Source organism: Bradyrhizobium ferriligni, assembly GCF_056837965.1.
Window position 1 is genome coordinate 18,879 of the sequence record NZ_JBXEJO010000056.1, and the last position, 21,124, is coordinate 40,002.

The following is a 21,124-nucleotide window of genomic DNA, read 5'->3' on the forward strand; positions in this document are numbered from 1 at the left end:
GTTAGTTCATCTAATCCCGAGCGTCTTGTGCGTCTGCACGCTAAGGCGCCATTGCGGGTGCTTCAGGCAATAGGCGATTGCCCGCTCGGTATTCTCGATCACATCGGGGCCGTCCATCGGCTGCAGCGAGAAGCGCTCGAAGGCGAGGCCGGCGAAATCCTCCGGAGCGTTCTCCACCTGCGGATAGACAAGTTTGAGCTCGTGCCCCTTGCGGATCACGAGCTCGGCTGCAGCCTTGGGACTGACGCAGATCCAGTCGAGCCCGTCGGGCGGGGCGATGGTGCCGTTGGTCTCGATCGCGATCGCAAAGCCGTGGCCGTGCAGGGCCTCGATCAGGGCCGCGTCGACCTGCAGCAGCGGCTCGCCGCCGGTCAGGACGACGTAGCGGTCGGCTTCGCCTCCTGTCCATTGCGCGGCAATGGTGCCGGCAAGCTTGTCCGCGGTTGCATAACGGCCGCCCAGCGTGCCGTCGGTGCCGACGAAATCGGTGTCGCAGAATTTGCAGACGGCGCCGGCGCGGTCCTGCTCGCGGCCGCTCCAGAGGTTGCAGCCGGCGAAGCGGCAGAACACGGAGGCCCGGCCCGCATGGGCGCCTTCGCCCTGCAGGGTGAGAAAGATCTCCTTGACCGCGTAGCTCACCAAAAATCCCTTAAGTTGCCGTACCGGCGATTCTTGAACCGGTCTGCCGCAGCGCCTCGCCGACGGCCATGGCCGCCGTGACGGCCACATTGAGCGAACGCATGGTCGGCCGGATCGGAATCACCAGCCGCGCATCCGCTGCGGCCACCACCGCGTCGGTCACCCCTGCCGTCTCGCGCCCGAACAGCAGGACATCGGAGGCCGTATACGCGAAATCAAGGTAGGATTTCGCCGCCCTGGTCGTGAACAGCACCAGCCGGCATCCGGCCTCGGCCCGCCATTCCTCGAATTTCGACCATGAGTCGTGACGCTTCAACCGCACATGGTCGAGATAGTCCATACCCGCCCGGCGGAAATTCCGATCCGAGGTGTCGAATCCCGCCGGTTCGATGATATGGGCTGACACGTCCAGGCAGGCGCAGAGGCGCAGAATCGTCCCTGTATTCTGGGGGATGTCGGGCTGGAACAGCGCGATCTGCATGGTGCGGGCGGCCTGTGAAATCCGGATGAAATTGTCTCAATAAAACATCGCTCGGCGCGGATTTCGTGCATTGCACGTGTGCGAGCCGATAGCGGGCTTGCGCTCGTCCGGCAAGGGTGCCAATAGAACGATTCTGGACTGCTGTTCCGCCATTTGGGGTGGGGAATAGCGGTTTTCTGCCGCCGCGGGGGCCGCGGGCGCCGGCAGCCTTTCTTGGGGCGCGTCCTGCGTCTCCAGGGCGGTTCCACCGGCTGCAGAAAAGAAAGGGCTAGGAATCGTGACGACAGCGTCTTCGGCGGACCATCCGACACGCCGTGATTTTCTCTTTGTTGCAACCGGAGCTGCCGCCGCGGTCGGCGCAGCCGCCACCGTCTGGCCGCTGGTTGCCCAGATGAACCCGGATGCCGCGACGATCGCGGCCGGCGCGCCGATCGAGGTCGATCTGACGCCGATCGCCGAGGGCCAGGACATCAAGGTCTTCTGGCGCGGCAAGCCGATCTACATCAGCCATCGCACCAAGAAGCAGATCCAGGAGGCCCAAAGCGTGGCGCTCTCGAGCCTGCCCGATCCGCAGCCCGACTCGGCCCGCGTCAAGGCCGGCCACGACCAGTGGCTGGTTGTGATTGGCATCTGCACCCATCTCGGCTGCATCCCGATCGCCCATGAAGGCAATTACGACGGCTTCTTCTGCCCCTGCCACGGCTCGCAGTACGACTCCTCCGGTCGTATCCGCCAGGGGCCCGCGCCCGCCAACCTGGCGGTGCCGCCCTACGCCTTCCTTTCCGACACCAAAATCCAGATCGGCTAAGTCCCGGCCCCTCCGGGATTTCGGCTTCCACTTGGACCCATCGCGTCGTTTTTCTTCTTCAGGATCGCATCAATGAGCGGACCATCTGATTTCCAACCGAGCAACCCCGCCTTGAAGTGGATCGAACGGCGCCTTCCGATCTTCGGCCTGATCCACTCCTCGTTCGTGGCCTATCCGACGCCGCGCAACCTGAACTACTGGTGGACCTTCGGCGCCATCCTTTCGATGATGCTGGCGCTGCAGATCCTGACCGGCGTGATCCTGGCGATGCACTACACGCCGCACGCCGACCTCGCCTTCAAGTCGGTCGAACTGATCGTCCGCGACGTCAATTACGGTTGGCTGCTGCGCAACATGCATGCGTGCGGCGCGTCGATGTTCTTCTTCGCCGTCTACATCCATATGTTCCGCGGCCTCTATTACGGGTCGTACAAGGAGCCGCGTGAGGTGCTGTGGATTCTCGGCGTCATCATCTACCTCCTGATGATGGCGACGGGCTTCATGGGCTACGTGCTGCCGTGGGGCCAGATGAGCTTCTGGGGCGCCACCGTCATCACCAATCTGTTCTCGGCCGTGCCCTATTTCGGCGAGAGCATCGTGACCCTGCTGTGGGGCGGCTATTCGGTCGGCAACCCGACACTGAACCGCTTCTTCTCGCTGCACTATCTGCTCCCGTTCGTGATCGCCGGCGTGGTCGTGCTGCACGTCTGGGCGCTGCACGTCGCAGGTCAGAACAACCCGGCCGGCGTCGAGGCCAAGACCGAGAAGGACACCGTTGCCTTCACGCCGTATGCGACGATCAAGGACATGTTCGGCGTGTCCTGCTTCCTGATCTTCTTCGCCTGGTTCATCTTCTACATGCCGAACTATCTCGGCGACGCCGACAACTACATCCCGGCGAACCCGGGCGTGACGCCGGCGCACATCGTGCCTGAATGGTACTACCTGCCGTTCTACGCGATCCTGCGTTCGATCCCGAACAAGCTCGCCGGCGTCGTGGCGATGTTCTCGGCGATCATCATCCTGTGCTTCCTGCCCTGGCTCGACAGCGCACGGACCCGTTCGTCGAAGTATCGCCCGCTGGCCAAGCAGTTCTTCTGGATCTTCGTGGTGGTCTGCATCCTGCTCGGCTACCTCGGCTCGCAGCCGCCGGAAGGCATCTATGTGATCGCCGGCCGCATCCTGACGGTCTGCTACTTCGCTTACTTCCTGATCGTGCTGCCGCTGCTCGCCCGCATCGAGACGCCGCGTCCGGTGCCGAACTCGATCGCCGACGACGTGCTGGCGAAGAGCAAGGGCAGGGCCGCGACCGCGGCCTCTGTGATGCTCGCGATGGTGGTGGCCGGCAGCTTGCTCGTCGGCGGCACCCAGAACGCCAAGGCCGAGGAGGGTGGCAACGCGCCGCCGGCCCAGAAGTGGTCGTTCTCCGGTCCTTTCGGCACCTATGACCGTGGCTCGCTGCAGCGCGGCCTGAAGGTCTACAAGGAAGTCTGTGCCGCCTGTCACGGCCTGTCCTATGTCGCGTTCCGCAACCTCGCCGATCCCGGCGGTCCCGGCTATTCGCCAGCGCAGGCGGCGGCGTTCGCGTCCGAGTACAAGATCAAGGACGGTCCGAACGACCAGGGCGAGATGTTCGAGCGTCCGGGCCGCCCGGCGGACTACTTCCCGTCGCCGTTCCCGAACGAGCAGGCCGCGCGCGCGGCCAATGGCGGCGCGGCGCCGCCCGACCTCTCGCTGATCACCAAGGCGCGGTCCTACAAGCGCGGCTTCCCGCAGTTCGCGATCGACTTCTTCACCCAGTACCAGGAGCAGGGACCCGACTACGTCGACGCCATCCTGCAGGGCTTCGAGGACAAGGCTCCGGCGGGCGTCACGATCCCGGAGGGCTCGTACTACAACAAGTACTTCCCCGGCCACGCCATCAAGATGCCGAAGCCGCTGTCCGATGGTCAGGTGACCTTCGACGACGGTTCGCCGGCGACGGTCAAGCAGTACGCGCATGACGTCACCACGTTCCTGATGTGGGCCGCCGAGCCGCATATGGAGGAGCGCAAGCGGATCGGCATGCAGGTGTTCTTCTTCCTGGTCGTCTTCGCCTTCCTGATGTACTTCACCAAGCGCAAGGTCTGGGCCAACGCCCACTGATCTCGGGTACGGCATAGCGAGTTTGAAAAAGCCCCTTCGGGGGCTTTTTTGTTTGCAATCTCTCCGTCATTCCGGGGTGACGCGGTAGCATCGAACCCGGAATGACAGTGTCGTCAATTGCGTCGGCCGCCGAGTGCGGACAAGATGCCGGCCAATCAGCCGGCAAACATTGCGGAGGAACTCATGGGTACCAGCATCAGCTTCAAGCGTCCGGACGGCAAGGAAGCGTCGGGCTATCTCGCCAATGCGGCGCGCGGCAACGCACCCGGCGTCGTCGTGATCCAGGAATGGTGGGGCCTGTCGGACCAGATCAAGGGCCTGTGCGACCGCTTCGCGGTGGCCGGCTTCGATGCGCTGGCGCCCGATCTCTACAAGGGCAAGGTGGTGCCGTATCACGACACCGATGCCGCGGGCAAAGAGATGAACTCGCTCGACTTCATGGACGCCACCACGCAGACGGTGCGCGGCGCCGCGCAGTATCTCGCCAAGAACGGCGCCAAGGTCGGCCTGACCGGCTTCTGCCTCGGCGGCGCGGTGACCATCATCGGTTCGGTGCATGTGCCGGAATTGACCGCGGGCGTCGTGTTCTACGGCATTCCGCCGGAGCAGGCCGCCAAGCCCGCCGACGTCAGGATTCCGCTGCAGGCGCATTTCGCCAACAAGGACGACTGGTGCACGCCCGAGCTCGTCGGCAATTTCGAGAAGGCGATGAAGGCCGCCGGCAAGTCGCTCGAGCTGTTCCGCTATGACGCCGAGCACGCCTTCGTCAACGAGCAGCGCCAGTCGGTGCACGACCGCGAGGCCGCCGAACTCGCCTGGGGCCGCGCCACGGACTTCTTCAAGAAGCATCTGGGGTAGAGGTACGACGCGCGGACGTTGTGTCGTCCCTGCGAAAGCAGGGACCCATACGCCGCGGCCGTCGTAATAGGCACTCGGACAGTCATCTCCCCAAAATAACTACGCCGTCTGGTTATGGGTCCCTGCTTTCGCAGGGACGACGGCGAGACTTAACTTTCCTTCACCCCGTCCCACCACGGGCAGGTCCCCGACATCAGCCTGAAATTGCCTTCCATCACCTGCACCGGCGCGCGCTTGCCCTCGGCGGCGGCGCGCATCCGCATCTCGCGCGCGACGGCGCGGTCCTCCAGCGACAGCCAGACCCGCTCGTGGCCCCACAGGCTCGGGCCGTCATGCATCTCGAACGGCGTCCAGTTCACCGGATCGATCTCGCGGCCGCCCCAGCCGCACTCGACCATGAAGGCGGACGGCGACCTGGCGTAGAACGACGTCATCAGATCATTGGTGTGACGGCCGAGCGTGACGTTGACCCGGTCTTCCTGCTGGGCGACGTCATAGGCCTGGCCGACATCGTCGAGCGAGAACAACTCGACCATCAGATGATGCATGCCGTTCGTGCCGGTCTCGATCAGCGCCAGCGAGTGGTGGCGGGCGTTGACGTGGAAGAAATAGGCGCGGAACGGTTTTTCGATGTAGTCGCTTAAACCGAAGCCGAGCACGTCGACGTAGAAGCTCATCACCGGGGCGATGTGCTCGACCGTCAGCACCGCGTGGCCGAGGCCAAGCGGCCCGGTGCGGAAGCCGGAGATCGAGCGCCCCGGCCTGAACGGCGTGTCGTCGATCTCGGCGCCATGAAACGCCTCGAGACGGTTGCCGGCGGGATCCCGAAACGAGATCAGGCCGCGCACCCGCCTCGCGTCAGCGAGCGCCTGCGGCTCCGCGGTCACGGCGACGCCGGCACGTTCCAGCCGTGCGGCCAGCGCGTCGAGGGCCGCACGGTCAGCCACCTCCCAGCCGAAGAACCGGGTGCCTTCGCCCTGGGCGCGGTCGATCACGATGCGCTGCTTGCGGTCATCCATCCGGAACGCGAGCAACGAGTTGCCGCGCTCGACCGCCTGCAGCCCGACGAGGCCAGTGCCGAACTGCCGCCAGTCGTCGAGCGCGTCGGAGCCGAAGCCGGCATATCCGAGACCCAAAATCGCCATCTGCGCCTCCGCCATTTGTCTGTTTTTGGGCGGCCGGCCGGCCGCCATTTCGGCAAATGCTACGCGGTTTCTTGCCCCTTCAAACCCCGAAAATGCCGTCCAGGGGGCGTCCCGCCTTGGGGCAGGGCTGCCGGGCCATCTCTTGACACGGCCCGCGCCCGGTGGTGAGTAACGGGCCATGAGCACCGTTGCCAGCCCATCCCGTCGTTGGTGGCCCACCTTCTCATAGGTGGCCGGTGCGTTTTCTTTTTTCACAAACGTCGAAGGTCGCCATCGCAGTGCGACCGATGGTTAGTTTATTTGCCCTTCGTTTGTCCTGTGTGGCGCTCTCTCGGCAAGTCTCGTAAGAGGATCACATGAACAGGACAGTCTTCTCCCTGCCGGCCAAGAGCGAATACCTGACCAATGGCGGCCTTGCGGTCGCGCGCGTGGTCGAGCAGTTCACCGGCGGCGCCAACCGCCTCGACGATTTGATCGCGCTGCTGGACCGCCGCCGCGGCGTGGTGCTGTCCTCGGGCACGACGGTACCGGGCCGCTACGAGAGCTTTGACCTCGGCTTTGCCGATCCGCCGCTGGTGCTGGAGACGTCAGGTACCAACTTCTCGTTGCAGGCGCTGAACCCGCGCGGCGAGGTCCTGATCGCCTTCCTCGGCGACGTGCTGCGCGAGCCCTGCGTCGTGATATCGGAGCGGACCGCAACGCGGCTCGCCGGCCATATCATTCGCGGCGCCGCGCCGGTCGAGGAAGACCAGCGCACCCGCCGCGCCAGCGTGATGTCGCTGGTGCGCGACATGGTGGCGGCGTTCACCTCCAATGCCGATCCGCTGCTCGGCCTGTTCGGCGCCTTCGCCTACGACCTCGTGTTCCAGATCGAGGACCTCGTGCAGAAGCGCGCCCGCGAGGCCGACCAGCGCGACATCGTGCTCTATGTGCCGGACCGGCTGCTGGCCTATGACCGCGCCACCGGCCGCGGCGTGGCGCTCACTTACGAGTTCGCGTGGAAGGGCAAATCCACCGCCGGCCTGCCGCAGGAGACCGCGCCGAGCCTCTACGCCAGGAACGGCCGGCAAGGCTTTGCCGATCACGCGCCCGGCGAATATCAGGCGACTGTCGAGGTCGCGCGCGCGGCGTTTGCCCGCGGCGACCTGTTCGAGGCGGTGCCCGGGCAGCTGTTTGCCGAGCCCTGCGAGCGCTCGCCGGCTGAAGTGTTCCAGCGGCTTTGCCGCATCAACCCGTCGCCCTATGGCGCGCTGATGAATCTCGGCGACGGCGAATTCCTGGTCTCCGCGTCGCCGGAGATGTTCGTGCGCTCCGACGGCCGCCGGGTCGAGACCTGCCCGATCTCGGGCACCATCGCGCGCGGCTCGGACTCGATCGGCGATGCCGAGCAGATCCGCAAGCTGTTGAACTCGGAGAAGGACGAGTTCGAGCTCAATATGTGCACCGACGTCGACCGCAACGACAAGGCGCGCGTCTGCGTGCCCGGCACCATCAAGGTGCTGGCGCGGCGTCAGATCGAGACCTACTCAAAGCTGTTCCACACCGTTGACCATGTCGAAGGCATGCTGCGGCCGGGCTTCGACTCGCTCGACGCCTTCCTGACCCATGCCTGGGCGGTCACCGTGACCGGCGCGCCGAAACTGTGGGCGATGCAGTTCGTCGAGGATCACGAGCGGTCGCCGCGGCGCTGGTATGCCGGCGCGATCGGCTGCGTCAATTTCGACGGCAGCATCAACACCGGCCTGACCATCCGCACCATCCGCATGAAGGACGGTCTCGCCGAGGTGCGCGTCGGCGCGACCTGCCTGTTCGATTCCGATCCCGCCGCCGAAGACCGCGAGTGCCAGGTCAAGGCCGCGGCGCTGTTCCAGGCGCTGCGCGGCGATCCGCCGAAGCCGCTGTCCGATTTCGCACCCGATGCCACCGGCTCCGGCAAGAACGTGCTCTTGATCGATCACGACGACAGCTTCGTGCACATGCTGGCCGATTACTTCCGCCAGGTCGGCGCCAACGTCACCGTGGTCAGGCACATCCATGCCCAGGACATGCTCAAGAAGAAGGGCTGGGACCTCCTGGTGCTGTCGCCCGGGCCGGGTCGGCCGGAGGATTTCGGCATCGCGAAAACCATCGATACCGCGCTCGAGAAGCAGCTGCCGATCTTCGGCGTCTGCCTCGGTGTGCAGGCGATCGGCGAGTATTTCGGCGGCCAGCTCGGCCAGCTCGGTCAGCCCGCGCATGGCCGTCCGTCGCGCGTCCAGGTGCGCGGTGGCCGGCTGATGCGGAACCTGCCCAATGAGATCGTGATCGGCCGCTACCACTCGCTGTTTGTCGAGCGCGACAGCGTGCCCGAGGTGCTGGCGGTGACCGCGACCACCGAAGACGGCGTCGCGATGGTGATCGAGCACAAGACCCTGCCGGTCGGCGGCGTGCAATTCCATCCGGAATCGCTGATGTCGCTCGGCAACGAGGTCGGCCTGCGCATTGTCGAGAATGCATTCCGGCTTAATCCGCCGGCCAATTGAGGATTGCGAGACCAATGACCTTCGACCACGACATCAAGGCGACTGTTCGCACCATCCCGGACTACCCGAAGAAGGGCATCCTGTTTCGCGACATCACGACGCTGCTCGCGGATGCAAGGGCCTTCCGCCGCGCCGTCGACGAGCTGGTGCATCCCTGGGCGGGGGCGAAGGTCGACAAGGTCGCGGGCATCGAGGCCCGCGGCTTCATCCTCGGCGGCGCGGTGGCGCATCAGCTGTCCGCCGGCTTCGTGCCGATCCGCAAGAAGGGCAAGCTTCCGCACACCACGGTGCGGATCGCCTACTCGCTGGAATACGGCATCGATGAGATGGAGATGCATGCCGACGCCGTGCAGCCCGGCGAGCGCGTGATCCTGGTCGACGATCTGATCGCGACCGGCGGCACTGCGGAGGGCGCGGTGAAGCTGCTGCGCCAGATCGGCGCCAATGTGGTCGCGGCCTGCTTCATCGTCGACCTCCCCGATCTCGGCGGCGCCGCCAAGCTGCGCGCGATGGACGTTCCGGTGCGCACGCTGATGGCGTTCGAGGGGCATTGATCTCTTAGCCTCGCCCCGCGTGCGGGGAGAGGCCGGATCGCATCGAAGATGCGATCCGGGTGAGTGGGACTCTCCGCGCACTTCAATCTCGGTCGAATCTGCGGAACCAGCCCCTCACCCCGACCCTCTCCCCGCAAGAGCGGGGCGAGGGAGTAGAGTCATCCCCGCTGCAACAGCACGCTCATTTCAAGATCGCGGAACGTCGTGTAGTTCCGCCGGATCCATTGATGCAGCTCGGTCGATGAATCCTTTTCCTGGCGCAGATAGCCGGTGAAGGAGAAGTTCAGCCGGTCGATATAGGTTTTCAGGAATACCGGCAGCGCGCGGAAGCGCAGCACCCGGCTGGCGGTCATGGCAGGCGGCAGCTCGCCGCGCACCACGAACTCGTTGTCGATGACGATCAGCGCATTCGGCGGGATCATGCCGCGCAGTGTCTGGTAGGCGCGCACCGAGGCGCGGTCGGTATCGGCGACGTACAGAATGACCGGCGCGACGCGGCGGCGCAGCGCCTCCTTCATCAGCCCGATCTCGCCGCACATTTTGAAGAATTCGTCGAAGGCGTGGTAGCCGAGGTCGATCACCTTGCCGATGCCGTCATTGGCGATGACGCGGTCCATCAGCTGCATCTTGCCGTAGGTGTCGATCACGTCAGCGGTTTCGGTGATCCGCGGCAGGTAGTCGAGCAGCGACGGCTCCTTCAGATTGATGTCGTAGCAGACCACGTCGCCGTTCTTGAGCAGCAGGAATTCTCCGAGCAGCCGCGCGATCAGCGTCTTGCCGACCTGCGGGCGGGGCGAGCAGATGATGTAAACGGGCGTGGACGACATCGCCCGCTATATCAGGCCAAATTTTCGCCTAATCCAGCCCCATCAAGGTCGAAGGTCCGACTATTTTTCGCCTTTGGCCGACTTGGCGCCGACCAGGTCGGTCAGCTTGATCCGGTCGAACTCGCTCCAGACATTGGCGAGCCAATGCCGGACATAGCCGCGCAGCACGAAGGAGTAGTTGGCGGCGTCGTCGTTGATGCCCTTGTTGGCGACGAATTTCAGGAACGGAACCGAGGAAACCTCAACCTGCTCATAGGCCATTTCGTTGAGCTTCGGGATCGTGAGGTCGGTCGCATCCTTGATGCGGTGGAAGTAGGAGTTGTAGGTCGCCTGGTCCCACTGGAAGAACTGGGTGTCGTTGATGAAGTTCTTCACCAGGAAATACTTCGCGCCGCTCATGAAGTTGGCGGTTTCGGCGATCTCGTCCAGCGAGGCGATCGACGGGCCGAGGATATGGAACACGGCGAAGGTGATCTGGCCGGAGCGCGCCGCGTCGAGGAAGCCGATATCGCGCAGCGAGGCCAGCGCGGGCGACAACAGGCCGGCGCGGACGTCGATCACGGTGACCGAGGGCCCCGAGTTCAGCGTATCGAAGATCTTCATCTGGTCCGCGGTCGTCGTCATGTCGACGATCTCGGTGATGTCAGGATGGAAGCGCTTCAGCGTGCCGCGCGGCGATTCGGTGTCGAACGCCCGGGTCTGCACGTTATTGGCACTGAAATAGTCCAGGAGCGTCCGCGAGACGGTGGTCTTGCCGACCCCGCCCTTGTCGGCGCCCACCACGATCACAACCGGCTTTGCCATGGAAGTCCCTTAAAGCGCGCTCCCGACCGCGATGGCGATCGGCAAGTCCCCACACTGCTTTGGGCGCGAACATGGCAGAAACGAGGGAGAATTCAATTCCTTAAGGCGTCCACGATGGGTTTGGTGGGAATTTCCTTAATGGACTGAGTAGGCTAGGGCGCGATTAGCGGTGTCGTCCCCAAGGGCCCTGGAGAGGACCCAATGGTCCCTGCGTGGGGTTGTTGCCCGGCAGCGCTGGCGGATTGTTCGCCGGTGCACGCGGCTTGTCGCCCCACGGGCCATGGGGCGCCGGCGAAGGCTGGTCGCCCGCCGCGGATGGCTCATCCTGCGGCTCCGTCTCGTCCGGCAGCGCCAGCGGTCCGGGATCGTGGCCGCCGGCGTATTTCACCAGGGCATCGACCCGGGACTTCACCGAGGGATGGGTGGCGAACAGGTCGGCAAAACCCTCGCGCGGATTGTCGACGCAGAGTTCCATCACGGCCGAGGTGGCGTCCGGCAGCTCGCCGCGGTTCTCGATCTTGCGCAGCGCCGAGATCATCGCGTCGGGGTTCTTGGTCAGCTCGACCGATCCGGCATCGGCGAGAAATTCGCGCGAGCGCGACAGTGCGAGCTTGACCACCTGCGACAGCAGCCAGGCCAGCACGATCAACGCGACCGCGATGATGATCACGATGATCGCGCCGCCGCCCGAGCCCTTGCTGTCCCGGTCCGAGGAGGATGACGACGATCGTGAGGATGACGACCAGCCGCCACCGCCGCCGCTCGAATTCCACGACAGGTTCGTGAACAGGCGGAAGAACAGCTCGCCGAAGAAGCCGACCACGCCGGCGATGATCACGGCGATCACCATCAGCTGCACGTCGCCGTTCCTGATATGGGTGAGCTCGTGGCCGAGCACGGCCTCGATCTCCTTATCGTTCAGCGCGTTCAACAGGCCGGTGGTGACCGTGATGGCGTATTGGCTCCGGTTCAGTCCGGTCGCGAACGCATTCAGCGCCGGGCTGTCCATCACCTTCAGCTTCGGCATCGGGATGCCGCGCGAGATGCAGAGATTTTCCAGCAGGTTGTAGAGCCGCGGCTCTTGCTGGCGCGTGACGCTCTCGCCGCCGGTGACGGCGTCGATCATCTTCTGGTGGAAGAAATAGGCGATCACGATCCAGGCCACCGCCGCGATCGTCGCCCACGGCAAGGCCGAGACCAGGTCGCGCAAGGCCAGCGTCAGGTAATAGTCGACGGTGCGGCCGCTATCGATCATCACCTCCGCGACCAGCGCGCCGGCATAGACCAGCACGTAGATCAGCAGGAACAGGCCGGCAAGCAGCAGCATCGAACGAAACTTGTTCGATGCGATATGCGTGTAGAGACCATAGGCGGCCATGACGGAGCAGCCTCTCGCCGGCGCGTTGCGCCTCAGAACTTCACGCTGGGCGCCGCCTCGACCTCCGTGCGGCTGGCGCCGAGGTCGAAGAAATCCTTGCGGGTGAAGCCGAACATGCCGGCGAACAGCGCGGCCGGCATCTGCTGGATGCCGGTGTTGTATTCCTGGACTGCGTTGTTGAAGAAGCGGCGGCTGGCGGCGATCTTGTTCTCGAGATCGGAAAGCTCGGAGGCGAGCTGCTGGAAATTGGCGTTGGCCTTGAGGTCCGGATAGGCCTCCGACAGCGCGATCAGCCGGCCGAGCGCGCCGGAGAGCTGGTTCTCCGCCGCCGAGACCTGGGCTGGGCCCTGCGCCGACATTGCCGAATTGCGCGCCTTGATGACGTCGTCGAGCGTGCCGCGCTCATGCGCCGCATAGCCCTTCACGGTCTCGACCAGATTCGGGATCAGGTCGTGGCGCTGCTTGAGTTGCACGTCGATGTCGGCAAAGGCCTGTCCGACCCGCTGGCTGAGCGCCACGAGGCGGTTGTAGGCGCCGAACGCAAACAGCACGAGAAGCACGATGACGCCGATAACGATCCAGCTGGTCGACATGACGGGGCAGCTCCTGATGGACGAGACGGCGGCACCGTAGCCCAAGATCGGGGCGCAGGGCAGCCCGCCGCGGAAAGGTGGGCAAGCGTTAGTCGAAGGTTGGCCGACATCGGTTCAACATATTCCGTCGTCCCGGCGAAGGCCGGGACCCATTCGCCGCGGCCCGCGGAAGGGGCACAAGCGGCGACGGCTTCACTCACAACAAACCTCGGTGGTTATGGGTCCCGGCTTTCGCCGGGACGACGAGATACCGCATCGCCCCAGCGCCAGCGCCGGGCGCTTGCGTATTCGGCTCTGGCGCGACGCGGGATCCGCGCAACCGACACGCCCTCGGGCGTGCACAGTTTCGCCGCGATCTCGACCTTGCCGACGTCCGGCTGCGCCAGCACGCGCGATGGCCTGTTCTCAACGCGCGTGCGGCTCAGCGCGACATAGGCGAAGCGCTCGTCCTCGAAGGGTAGCTCCGCGCCCTTGACCTGCATGTGCGCGCGCGAGCGTTGCAGGCGCTGCGAGAAGTGGCACCAGTCGGGCGCGACCAGCGGACAGCCGCCGTCATGCGGGCAGGGGGCCACGACATGCGCCCCGGCGGCGATCAATCGTGCGCGCAATGCGATGATCCGCGCATAGCCGGCGGGCGTGCCGGGCTCGACGACCAGCACCGTGTCGCTGGTTTTCGACCACAGCGCGTCGGCCAGTGCCCCGCGCTCCGCGTCGCCGAGCTCGCCGATCATGTAGCTGGCGACGACGAGGTCGGCAGCTTCGGCCTTGTCGAGCAGCGCACGCGCCTGGCCGAGTTGATAGCTGGCGTCGTGCAGGCGAATGCTGCCGTGAAACAGCTCCTCGGCCAATGACCGCAGCGCACCGTTGGCGTCGAGCAGGCTGAAGTCCCGCAGCGACGTGAACGCTTCCGCGGCGGCCCAGGTCGCGGTGCCCGGACCGGCACCGACATCGAGCAGGCGCGCCGGCGCGAAGTCCGGCCTGATCTCCGTCAGCGCGTTGAGGCTCGCTGCGACGGCGGCATAGGTCGCCGGCATCCGCGCCAGCGCATAGGCCAGCGCATCGGTCTCGGTCCTGATCGTCGAGGAGCCGCCGCCCTCGCGGTAGGTCTGCGAGATCACCGCCGCGCGGCCGGCGGCGTCGCTGCGCGACAGGCCTTCGAGCCTGACGTTGAGGGCCGCGCGCAGTTCGGCGGGAAGGTCGGGTGAGGTCATCGTCTGCCGTCATCCTGAGGTGCGAGCGCTTGCGAGCCTCGAAGGATGACGATCACGAGTCGTGACCCATCCTTCGAGACGCCGCGCGAATGCGCGGCTCCTCCAGCGACAAAGGCGAAGCCTTTGCGCGGGGATGACGCCTGAGTGCGTTACGCCACGTTCTGGTCGAGGATGTCGACCGCGCCCTGCAGGTCGACCGACACCAGCTGCGACACGCCGCGCTCGGCCATGGTGACGCCGAACAGCCGGTTCATCCGCGCCATGGTGATCGGATTGTGCGTGATGATGATGAAGCGCGTCTCGGTCGAGCCGGTCATCTCGTTCAGCAGGGTGCAGAACCGTTCGACGTTGTGGTCGTCGAGCGGCGCGTCGACCTCGTCCAGCACGCAGATCGGCGACGGGTTGGTCAGGAACACCGCGAAGATCAGCGCGAGCGCCGTCAGCGCCTGCTCACCGCCCGAGAGCAGCGAGAGCGTCTGCGGCTTCTTGCCGGGCGGCTTGGCGATGATCTCAAGGCCGGCCTCGAGCGGATCGTCGCTCTCGATCAGATGCAGCGCGGCCTCGCCGCCGCCGAACAGCTCGGTGAACAGCCGCTTGAAGTGGTTGTTGACGGTCTCGAACGACGTCAGCAGGCGCTCACGGGCTTCGCGGTTGAGGCTCTGGATGCCCTGCCGCAGCCGCTTGATCGCTTCGACGAGATCGTCGCGTTCGGTCGTCAGCGCGGTGTGCTGGGTCTCGACCTCCTTGAGCTCTTCCTCGGCGCGCAAATTGACGGCGCCAAGCCGCTCGCGATCCCGGCGCAGCTTTTCGAGCTCTTCCTCGACCTGCGCGACCGGCGGCAGCTCCTGGCCGGGTTCGATCTCGGCCATGCCGACGACCGCGCTGGGCTCGACCTCAAGCATGTCGTGGATCTCGCGCTCGATGTCGGAGAGGCGGCGGCGGGTGCCTTCCATGCGCTCCTCGGCGCGCGCGGTGGCTTCGCGGGACGAGGAGAGTGCTTCGAGCGAGGCCTTGGCGAGGCGATCGGTTTCCGCCATCGCGGCTTCCGCGGTCGCCAGCGCGTCGGCGGCGATGCGGCGATCGCCCTCGGCGTGCTCGATCTCCGTGATCAGCGCGCTGCGCTTCTCGGCAAAGACTTCCGGCGCATTGGCGAGTTCCTCGCGCTCGGCCGACACCTCGGCGATGCGCGCCTCGACGGTCTCGACCTGCGAGGCGGCGCTGGTCTTGCGGTTCTGCCACTCATTGCGCTCGGCAACGATCGCCTGCACGCGGCGGTCGGCGAGCTCGGCCTCGCGGGCGAGCGCCTGCGCCTCGGCGCGGACTTGCGCCGCGGCACGGCGCTGATTGTCGATCTCGGCGCGAACCGCGGCGAGCTGGGCCTCGGTCTCGACACCCGGCGGCAGTTCGGCGAGCGCGGCAGCCGCGCTCTCATGCGCGGCTTCGGCCTCGGCGCGGTCGGCGGCGACGCGGCTGTGCGCCTCGGTCAGCGCCGATTTGCGCGCGGCGTGGCGGTTGATCTCGCGCTCGGTGGCGGCATGGCGTTCGCGCGCGGCGTCGGCCTCGCGGCGGGCGGCGCGGACGGCTTCGCGCGAGGCGCCCTCGGCGGCGGACGCCGAGCGCAATTCTTCTTCGGCCGTCTCCAGCGCCTGGCGCTTCGCGGCGGCGTCGACGCGGGCCTGTTCCAGCTCGTGCTCGATGTCGACCAGACGGGCGCGCTCGGCGAGACGGCGGGCGGCGCCGGTCGGGGCATGCGCGTCGGCGACAAAGCCGTCCCAGCGCCAGACGTCGCCTTCGAGCGACACCAGCCGCTGGCCGGTCTTCAGCTGCGACACCAGCGCGGCACCGCGTTCTTTGGCGACGACGCCGATCTGGGCCAGACGGCGCGCCAGTTCCGGCGGCGCCTGGACATGGTCGGCCAGCCGCTCGACGCCATCGGGCAGCGCCGGATCTTCGCCGGCCACGCCGATATTGGTCCAGCGCATCGGCGCGGAGGAATCCACCGGCGCATCGAGGTCGTCGCCGAGCACCGCGCCGATTGCCTTCTCATAGCCCTTGGCGACGGTGATGCCGTCGATGATCGGCGGCCACAGATTCTTGGTCTCGCTGGTGACGAGCTTGGAGATGGTGCGGGCTTCGGTCTCCAGCCGCTGCACGCGCTTCTCGGCTTCGGTGAGCGGATTGCGCGAGGCTTCCAGCGTCTGCCGCGCGGCGGCGTGATGCGCCTCGCTGGTCTGCACGGCGGCCTCGGACTCGGCGAGCGTCTGCTGCGCCATCTCCATGGCGGCGGCCAGCGCGTCGATGTCGCCGAGATTGCCGGTCTCCTGCGCGAGCTTGGTTTCCTCGGCCTGGACGTTGGCGATCTCCTGATCGAGCCGGGCCAGCCGCTCGCGATGCGTACGCACGCCGGCTTCGAGCTGATTGCGCTTGGCGGTGAGATCGGCGAGCTGCGTGGTCAGCTCGGAGAACTGACGCTCGGTCGCCGCCAGGATCTCCTCGGCCTCGGCGACGCGCTCGTCGACGCCGGAGCGCTTCTCGACGCGCGACTTGATCTCTTCCTTGAGCTCCGCGTCTTCGGTGTCGAGCCGCTGCAGCGCGATGTCGGCATCCGAGGTCTGCTGCTGCTCGCGCGCGATGTCCTGGGCGAACTGGGTAAGGCGGCGATCGAGCTCGCCGACGCGCTCCTTGGCGCGCTGCTCCTCGCGGTCGAGCATCTCGCGCGTGTTGGTCAGTCGCTGCAGGCCGGCGGCGGCGCGCGCTTCGGCATCGCGCAGCGCCGGCAATTCGGCGGCGCGGATCGCCTGGATGCGGGCGGATTCGGCCTGCTCGCGGGTGCGCTCGGCCATCTCGCGCACGGAGATGTCATGGGTCTGCGCGGCGTCGTTGACGTCGGCATTGGCCTCGATCCAGCGCAGATGGAACAGCATCGCCTCGGACTTACGCACCTTGGCCGCGACCTCGCGGTAGCGGATCGCCTGGCGCGCCTGCTTCTTCAGGCCTTCCATCTGGCCGGTGAGCTGGCCGATCACGTCCTCGACGCGGGTGAGGTTGGTTTCGGCCGCCTTCAGCCGCAGTTCCGCCTCGTGACGGCGGGCATGCAGGCCCGCCACGCCGGCGGCGTCTTCCAGCACGCGGCGGCGCTGCTCGGGCTTGGCCTGGATGATCTCGCCGATCTTGCCCTGGTGGACCAGCGCCGGCGAACGCGCGCCGGTGGCGGCGTCGGCGAACAGGATCTGCACGTCGCGGGCGCGCACGTCGCGGCCGTTGATGCGGTAGACCGAGCCGGCCTCGCGCTCGATGCGGCGGGAGATTTCCAAGAGCTGGCTGTCGTTCACCGCGGCCGGCGCCGAGCGATCGGAATTGTCGATCGTCATCACGACTTCGGCGTGGTTGCGCGCCGGACGGTTGCCCGAACCGGCGAAGATCACCGCATCCATGTCGGCGGCACGCAGCGACTTGTGCGAGGTCTCGCCCATCGCCCAGCGCAGCGCTTCGACGAGATTGGATTTGCCGCAGCCGTTCGGTCCGACGACGCCGGTCAGGCCCGGCTCGATCATGAAATCGGTGGGTTCAACGAACGACTTGAAACCGTGCAGGCGGAGGCGCGTGAGCTTCATGTACACAAATCTCGTTTGGCCGGGCGCGAATCTCCCTGCCGTGACAATACCATGGAAGGCAATGTCGGTGTGTGGGTGAGTTGCTGCGTGCAGCTCTCATGAGCGGCGACAATGGCGATGCCCGTGCGTCAGGGCAACCGCTTGAGCAAGCTTTTCCCAAGGGATTTGCAGGGTTTTATGGCCCTTGCATGTCCTCGACGATTCGCATCGTGCGAATCAGGTTTTCAACAACCAAATGATGCGACGGCCGCGTGCCGCGATAGCAAATCATCCACAATTATCGTGCCTCGACTCGAAAGCGAGGCACGAAGACGCCAGGTTCGCGGGCTCCCGATCAGCTCTTCAGCAGCGGATCGATGTGCTTGCTGAACTCCTCGAACGAGGTCTCGCCCTTTAGCATCTCGCCGTTGACGAAGAAGGTCGGCGTCGAGTTCACCTTCAGCACCTCGTTGGCGTATTTCTGGTCGGCCGCGATCTTGTCGAGCAGCTTCTGATCCTTCAGGCAGTCCTCGACCTGCTGCTGGGTGAGGCCGGCCTGCTTGCCGATCCGCGTCAGCGTCTCGGTGGTGTTCTTCACCACCCAGTCGTTCTGCTGGCGGAACAGCAGGTCGATCACGGCAAAATACTTCGGCGCGTCGTCCTTGGCGATGCAGCGCGCCAGCATCGAGCCGGCGGCGGCCTTGATGTCGAGCGGGAATTCGCGGAACACGTAGCGGACCTTGCCGGGGTCGATGTAGGTCGACTTGATCTTCGGGAACACGGTCTCGTTGAAATTGGCGCAGTGCGGGCAGGTCATCGAGGCGTATTCGACGATCGTCACCTTGGCGTCCTGCGGGCCGAGCCCCATGTCCGGTAGCGACTGCGGCTTGGCGACCTCGGCGGCAGTCTGCGCGAACGCGTCCGTGATCAGGCGCAGCGGCGACAGGCCGGCGAGGGCGGCGAGCCCGGTCAGCGAGAGAGCGGTGGTGAAAGCGCGGCGCGTGATGATCAAGGTCAGCTCCCGGATTGGCGCATTCACGCCACAATGAAGGGGGGTCCCGAAAAGAAGCCTTCGCTAGCTTGAAACGGCCATTGTGGCAATGCTGCGGTCTCGCGGCCGGCCTGCCGAAAAGCGTCAATTTCGCTTGATCGAGGCACCCAAACGGGCCAGCGCCGCGCGCAGGTCGTCGTCCTCGACGGCCGCAAGGTTGGCCGCCTCCCGAGCCACGGTTTTGGCGTCCGGCGGGCGCGGCCGGACCGGCCGGCTGCGGCGCGAGAGCGGCGCCTGCCGGATGGTCAGGCGGCCGACCGCATGCCAGCCGAAGAAGCGGTTCACCCGCTCCAGGATGACGTCGGAGGAGTGCTGGATCTCCAGCGCCATCGGCCCTTCGACCCGCAGCACCAGCGTCGCCGGCTCCTGCGGCTGTCCCTCCACCGGCCGCGGCCACTGCATCTTCAGCGGCTCGCAATAGGCAGCAATCCGCTCGCCCGCGATCTCGGTCCAGCGCGTCACCAGTTCGCGCGCGGCAAAGCCCTGTTTGGCATAGGCGTCGGTGAAGACGTCGCTGAGCAGGATCGACAGGGGCTTTGCGCTGATCGGACCGGGTTTGGACATCAGGGGGTTATAGGGCAGGCGTCGGTCCTGGACAAAGAAAGACGTGGATGCCCGGGTCAAGCCCGGGCATGACGCGATGGGATTTGCCTTAAGATACGTCCATGAGTTCTCGTGCAGCCGCCAAAGCCAAGCCGACCGAAGACGCCGCCGACCGCCCGGCGCGGCTGCTCGCCTGGTATGACCGGCATCGCCGGACGCTGCCGTGGCGCGCGGCGGCGGGGGAGCGGGCCGATCCGTACCGTGTGTGGTTGTCGGAGATCATGCTGCAGCAGACCACGGTCAGGGCGGTCGGGCCTTATTTCGAGAAATTCGTGTCGCGCTGGCCCGACGTGACCGCGCTCGGGCGTGCCTCGCTCGACAACGTCTTAAGGATGTGGGCCGGGCTCGGCTATTATTCGCGGGCGCGCAATTTGCACGCCTGCGCGGTCGCGGTGATGGGCGACCACAGCGGGGTGTTTCCGGACACCGAGGACGGCCTGCGCACGCTGCCCGGCATCGGGCCGTACACCGCGGCCGCGATCGCAGCCATCGCCTTCGACCGCCGCACCATGCCGGTGGACGGCAATATCGAGCGCGTGGTCAGCCGGCTCTACGCCATCGAGGAGGCGCTGCCGCAGGCCAAGCCGCTGATCAAGGAGATGGCGGCGACATTGCTCGGCCCGTCCCGCGCCGGCGACAGTGCTCAGGCGCTGATGGATTTGGGCGCCACGATCTGCACGCCGAAGAAGCCGGCCTGCGCATTGTGTCCGCTGAATGACGACTGCGCGGCGCGCACGCGCGGCGATCAGGAAACGTTCCCGCGCAAGGCACCGAAGAAGAGCGGCATCTTGCGCCGCGGCGCGGCCTTCGTGGTGACGCGGGGCGGCGAGCTCCTGGTGCGCTCGCGCGCGGAGAAAGGCCTGCTCGGCGGCATGACCGAGGTGCCGGGATCGCAATGGCTTGCCGGGCAGGAGGACGCGGCGGCACTGGCACAGGCGCCGGAACTGAAGGGCGTCACGCGCTGGCACCGCAAGGCGGGCGTCGTCAGCCACGTGTTCACGCACTTCCCGCTTGAGCTCGTCGTCTACACCGCCAGCGTTCCGCCGCGGAGCCGCGCGCCGGATGGCATGCGCTGGGTGCCGGTGGCGACGCTGGACGGCGAGGCGTTTCCGAACGTGATGCGCAAGGTTGTCGCGCATGGGCTCGATCTCTGACGATGACGGCCTGCTGACACCATGTTGGCAGCAGGGCTTCGCTATCACTTCCGGAAACCGGAGGCCGCCATGATCGCAACCGCACTCGACCGCATTCCGATGCCGCCCGTCGCAAAACTACTGGGGTGGCGCGTGGTCGACGCACGTCCGCAGGAGGGCTGGATCAAAATGGCCTTCGACGGCAAGCAGGAGTTTTGCAATCCGGCCGGCTTCATCCAGGGCGGCATGCTCTCGGCGATGCTCGACGACACGATGGGGCCGGCGGTGTTCGTGATGACCGAGGGCCGGCTCTTCACCACGACCATCACGATGACCGTGAATTTCCTCGCACCGGCAAAACCCGGGCCGATCACCGGCGAGGCGACGGTGACGCAACTCGGCAAGACCATCGCCTTTGTCGAGGGAAGGCTGACCGCCGCGGACGGCACGCTGCTCGCGACCGCGAGCAGCAGCATCCGCCTGGTGGAAGCTGCGCGGGCGTTGCGATAGCGCGGCTTGCGCACCAACCCGATCCGTCACCCTGAGGTACGAGCGGAGCGAGCCTCGAAGGGGCGACGGCCACTATCCAGGCCGTCCATGCTTCGAGACGCGCGTTCCGCGCTCCTCAGCATGACGGGAATAGATCCTCGCTTAGTCCATGCCGCGCTCGCTTTGGCAAATCCGTCATGCTGAGATGCTCGCGTAGCGAGCCTCGAAGCATGCACGGCCACCGGCCGGGCCGTGCACCCTTCGAGACGCCGCTTCGCGGCTCCTCAGGG

Annotated in this window: 18 protein-coding genes; 7 read left to right on the forward strand and 11 right to left on the reverse strand. The window is 66.1% G+C overall.

Annotated features, from left to right (window positions below; genetic code table 11):
- Nucleotides 1–6: 6 nt before the first annotated feature.
- The gene (queE, locus tag AC1VNY_RS29130; RefSeq protein WP_482407767.1) at nucleotides 7–639 is read right to left on the reverse strand and encodes a 7-carboxy-7-deazaguanine synthase; all 633 of its coding nucleotides are present in this window, start codon (nucleotides 637–639) and stop codon (nucleotides 7–9) included.
- Nucleotides 640–649: 10 nt separating this feature from the next.
- Complete coding sequence (locus tag AC1VNY_RS29135) at nucleotides 650–1,120, reverse strand: tRNA (cytidine(34)-2'-O)-methyltransferase (protein ID WP_482407768.1); 471 nt, start codon at nucleotides 1,118–1,120, stop codon at nucleotides 650–652.
- A gap of 277 nt (nucleotides 1,121–1,397) precedes the next feature.
- Here AC1VNY_RS29135 and petA point away from each other — a divergent pair, with 277 nt between their 5' ends.
- The 3 genes from petA (at nucleotide 1,398) to AC1VNY_RS29150 (ending at nucleotide 4,931) form a co-directional block, all read left to right on the forward strand.
- A complete protein-coding gene (gene petA / locus AC1VNY_RS29140) occupies nucleotides 1,398–1,928 on the forward strand; it encodes a ubiquinol-cytochrome c reductase iron-sulfur subunit (protein WP_016839713.1) in 531 nt (176 codons plus the stop codon).
- Between the two features lie 72 nt (nucleotides 1,929–2,000).
- Nucleotides 2,001–4,073 (forward strand): cytochrome c1, encoded by a 2,073-nt coding sequence (locus AC1VNY_RS29145; protein ID WP_026193258.1) that lies wholly within the window; start codon nucleotides 2,001–2,003, stop codon nucleotides 4,071–4,073.
- Between the two features lie 183 nt (nucleotides 4,074–4,256).
- Nucleotides 4,257–4,931, forward strand: a complete 675-nt coding sequence (locus AC1VNY_RS29150; protein ID WP_028333180.1) for a dienelactone hydrolase family protein — start codon at nucleotides 4,257–4,259, stop codon at nucleotides 4,929–4,931.
- A 149-nt stretch (nucleotides 4,932–5,080) separates the two neighbouring features.
- Here AC1VNY_RS29150 and AC1VNY_RS29155 read toward each other — a convergent pair whose 3' ends face one another.
- Entirely contained in the window at nucleotides 5,081–6,076 is a 996-nt protein-coding gene (locus AC1VNY_RS29155) for a VOC family protein (protein WP_482407769.1), read from the reverse strand.
- Nucleotides 6,077–6,432: 356 nt separating this feature from the next.
- Between AC1VNY_RS29155 and AC1VNY_RS29160 the strand changes: the two genes are divergently transcribed.
- Nucleotides 6,433–8,598, forward strand: a complete 2,166-nt coding sequence (locus tag AC1VNY_RS29160) for an anthranilate synthase component I (protein WP_482407770.1) — start codon at nucleotides 6,433–6,435, stop codon at nucleotides 8,596–8,598.
- Between the two features lie 14 nt (nucleotides 8,599–8,612).
- A complete protein-coding gene (locus AC1VNY_RS29165) occupies nucleotides 8,613–9,152 on the forward strand; it encodes an adenine phosphoribosyltransferase (RefSeq protein ID WP_018273383.1) in 540 nt (179 codons plus the stop codon).
- 158 nt (nucleotides 9,153–9,310) lie between these two features.
- Here AC1VNY_RS29165 and AC1VNY_RS29170 read toward each other — a convergent pair whose 3' ends face one another.
- From AC1VNY_RS29170 to AC1VNY_RS29205, 8 genes are all read right to left on the reverse strand, one after another.
- A complete protein-coding gene (locus AC1VNY_RS29170) occupies nucleotides 9,311–9,979 on the reverse strand; it encodes a P-loop NTPase family protein (protein WP_038386040.1) in 669 nt (222 codons plus the stop codon).
- A gap of 60 nt (nucleotides 9,980–10,039) precedes the next feature.
- Nucleotides 10,040–10,783, reverse strand: a complete 744-nt coding sequence (locus AC1VNY_RS29175; protein WP_038386041.1) for a P-loop NTPase family protein — start codon at nucleotides 10,781–10,783, stop codon at nucleotides 10,040–10,042.
- 163 nt (nucleotides 10,784–10,946) lie between these two features.
- Nucleotides 10,947–12,161: a M48 family metalloprotease gene (locus AC1VNY_RS29180; RefSeq protein ID WP_482407771.1), complete on the reverse strand. Its 1,215-nt coding sequence runs from the start codon at nucleotides 12,159–12,161 to the stop codon at nucleotides 10,947–10,949.
- A 32-nt stretch (nucleotides 12,162–12,193) separates the two neighbouring features.
- A complete protein-coding gene (locus tag AC1VNY_RS29185) occupies nucleotides 12,194–12,754 on the reverse strand; it encodes a LemA family protein (RefSeq protein WP_016839704.1) in 561 nt (186 codons plus the stop codon).
- Nucleotides 12,755–12,969: 215 nt separating this feature from the next.
- A complete protein-coding gene (locus tag AC1VNY_RS29190; RefSeq protein WP_482407772.1) occupies nucleotides 12,970–13,965 on the reverse strand; it encodes a small ribosomal subunit Rsm22 family protein in 996 nt (331 codons plus the stop codon).
- Nucleotides 13,966–14,114: 149 nt separating this feature from the next.
- Nucleotides 14,115–17,579: a chromosome segregation protein SMC gene (gene smc / locus AC1VNY_RS29195; RefSeq protein WP_482407773.1), complete on the reverse strand. Its 3,465-nt coding sequence runs from the start codon at nucleotides 17,577–17,579 to the stop codon at nucleotides 14,115–14,117.
- 334 nt (nucleotides 17,580–17,913) lie between these two features.
- A complete protein-coding gene (locus tag AC1VNY_RS29200; RefSeq protein ID WP_028338651.1) occupies nucleotides 17,914–18,570 on the reverse strand; it encodes a DsbA family protein in 657 nt (218 codons plus the stop codon).
- 123 nt (nucleotides 18,571–18,693) lie between these two features.
- On the reverse strand, nucleotides 18,694–19,173 hold the full coding sequence (locus tag AC1VNY_RS29205; RefSeq protein ID WP_038386045.1) for a DUF721 domain-containing protein: 480 nt from the start codon (nucleotides 19,171–19,173) through the stop codon (nucleotides 18,694–18,696).
- Between the two features lie 101 nt (nucleotides 19,174–19,274).
- Between AC1VNY_RS29205 and mutY the strand changes: the two genes are divergently transcribed.
- Nucleotides 19,275–20,366 carry an A/G-specific adenine glycosylase gene (gene mutY / locus AC1VNY_RS29210; protein ID WP_482407774.1) on the forward strand — a complete coding sequence of 364 codons (1,092 nt, stop codon included), beginning with the start codon at nucleotides 19,275–19,277 and terminating at the stop codon, nucleotides 20,364–20,366.
- A gap of 69 nt (nucleotides 20,367–20,435) precedes the next feature.
- Complete coding sequence (locus AC1VNY_RS29215; RefSeq protein WP_482407775.1) at nucleotides 20,436–20,855, forward strand: PaaI family thioesterase; 420 nt, start codon at nucleotides 20,436–20,438, stop codon at nucleotides 20,853–20,855.
- Nucleotides 20,856–21,124: the final 269 nt, after the last annotated feature.

What these genes read in the sequence shown, in the direction of transcription:
- smc (WP_482407773.1), bottom strand. Translation starts at nt 17,579, where the DNA reads ATGAAGCTCACGCGCCTCCGCCTGCACGGTTTCAAGTCGTTCGTTGAA.
- mutY (WP_482407774.1), top strand. Translation starts at nt 19,275, where the DNA reads ATGAGTTCTCGTGCAGCCGCCAAAGCCAAGCCGACCGAAGACGCCGCC.
- AC1VNY_RS29180 (WP_482407771.1), bottom strand. Translation starts at nt 12,161, where the DNA reads ATGGCCGCCTATGGTCTCTACACGCATATCGCATCGAACAAGTTTCGT.
- AC1VNY_RS29165 (WP_018273383.1), top strand. Translation starts at nt 8,613, where the DNA reads ATGACCTTCGACCACGACATCAAGGCGACTGTTCGCACCATCCCGGAC.
- AC1VNY_RS29155 (WP_482407769.1), bottom strand. Translation starts at nt 6,076, where the DNA reads ATGGCGATTTTGGGTCTCGGATATGCCGGCTTCGGCTCCGACGCGCTC.
- AC1VNY_RS29185 (WP_016839704.1), bottom strand. Translation starts at nt 12,754, where the DNA reads ATGTCGACCAGCTGGATCGTTATCGGCGTCATCGTGCTTCTCGTGCTG.
- AC1VNY_RS29170 (WP_038386040.1), bottom strand. Translation starts at nt 9,979, where the DNA reads ATGTCGTCCACGCCCGTTTACATCATCTGCTCGCCCCGCCCGCAGGTC.
- AC1VNY_RS29145 (WP_026193258.1), top strand. Translation starts at nt 2,001, where the DNA reads ATGAGCGGACCATCTGATTTCCAACCGAGCAACCCCGCCTTGAAGTGG.
- AC1VNY_RS29160 (WP_482407770.1), top strand. Translation starts at nt 6,433, where the DNA reads ATGAACAGGACAGTCTTCTCCCTGCCGGCCAAGAGCGAATACCTGACC.
- AC1VNY_RS29135 (WP_482407768.1), bottom strand. Translation starts at nt 1,120, where the DNA reads ATGCAGATCGCGCTGTTCCAGCCCGACATCCCCCAGAATACAGGGACG.
- AC1VNY_RS29150 (WP_028333180.1), top strand. Translation starts at nt 4,257, where the DNA reads ATGGGTACCAGCATCAGCTTCAAGCGTCCGGACGGCAAGGAAGCGTCG.
- AC1VNY_RS29215 (WP_482407775.1), top strand. Translation starts at nt 20,436, where the DNA reads ATGATCGCAACCGCACTCGACCGCATTCCGATGCCGCCCGTCGCAAAA.
- AC1VNY_RS29190 (WP_482407772.1), bottom strand. Translation starts at nt 13,965, where the DNA reads ATGACCTCACCCGACCTTCCCGCCGAACTGCGCGCGGCCCTCAACGTC.
- AC1VNY_RS29175 (WP_038386041.1), bottom strand. Translation starts at nt 10,783, where the DNA reads ATGGCAAAGCCGGTTGTGATCGTGGTGGGCGCCGACAAGGGCGGGGTC.
- AC1VNY_RS29205 (WP_038386045.1), bottom strand. Translation starts at nt 19,173, where the DNA reads ATGTCCAAACCCGGTCCGATCAGCGCAAAGCCCCTGTCGATCCTGCTC.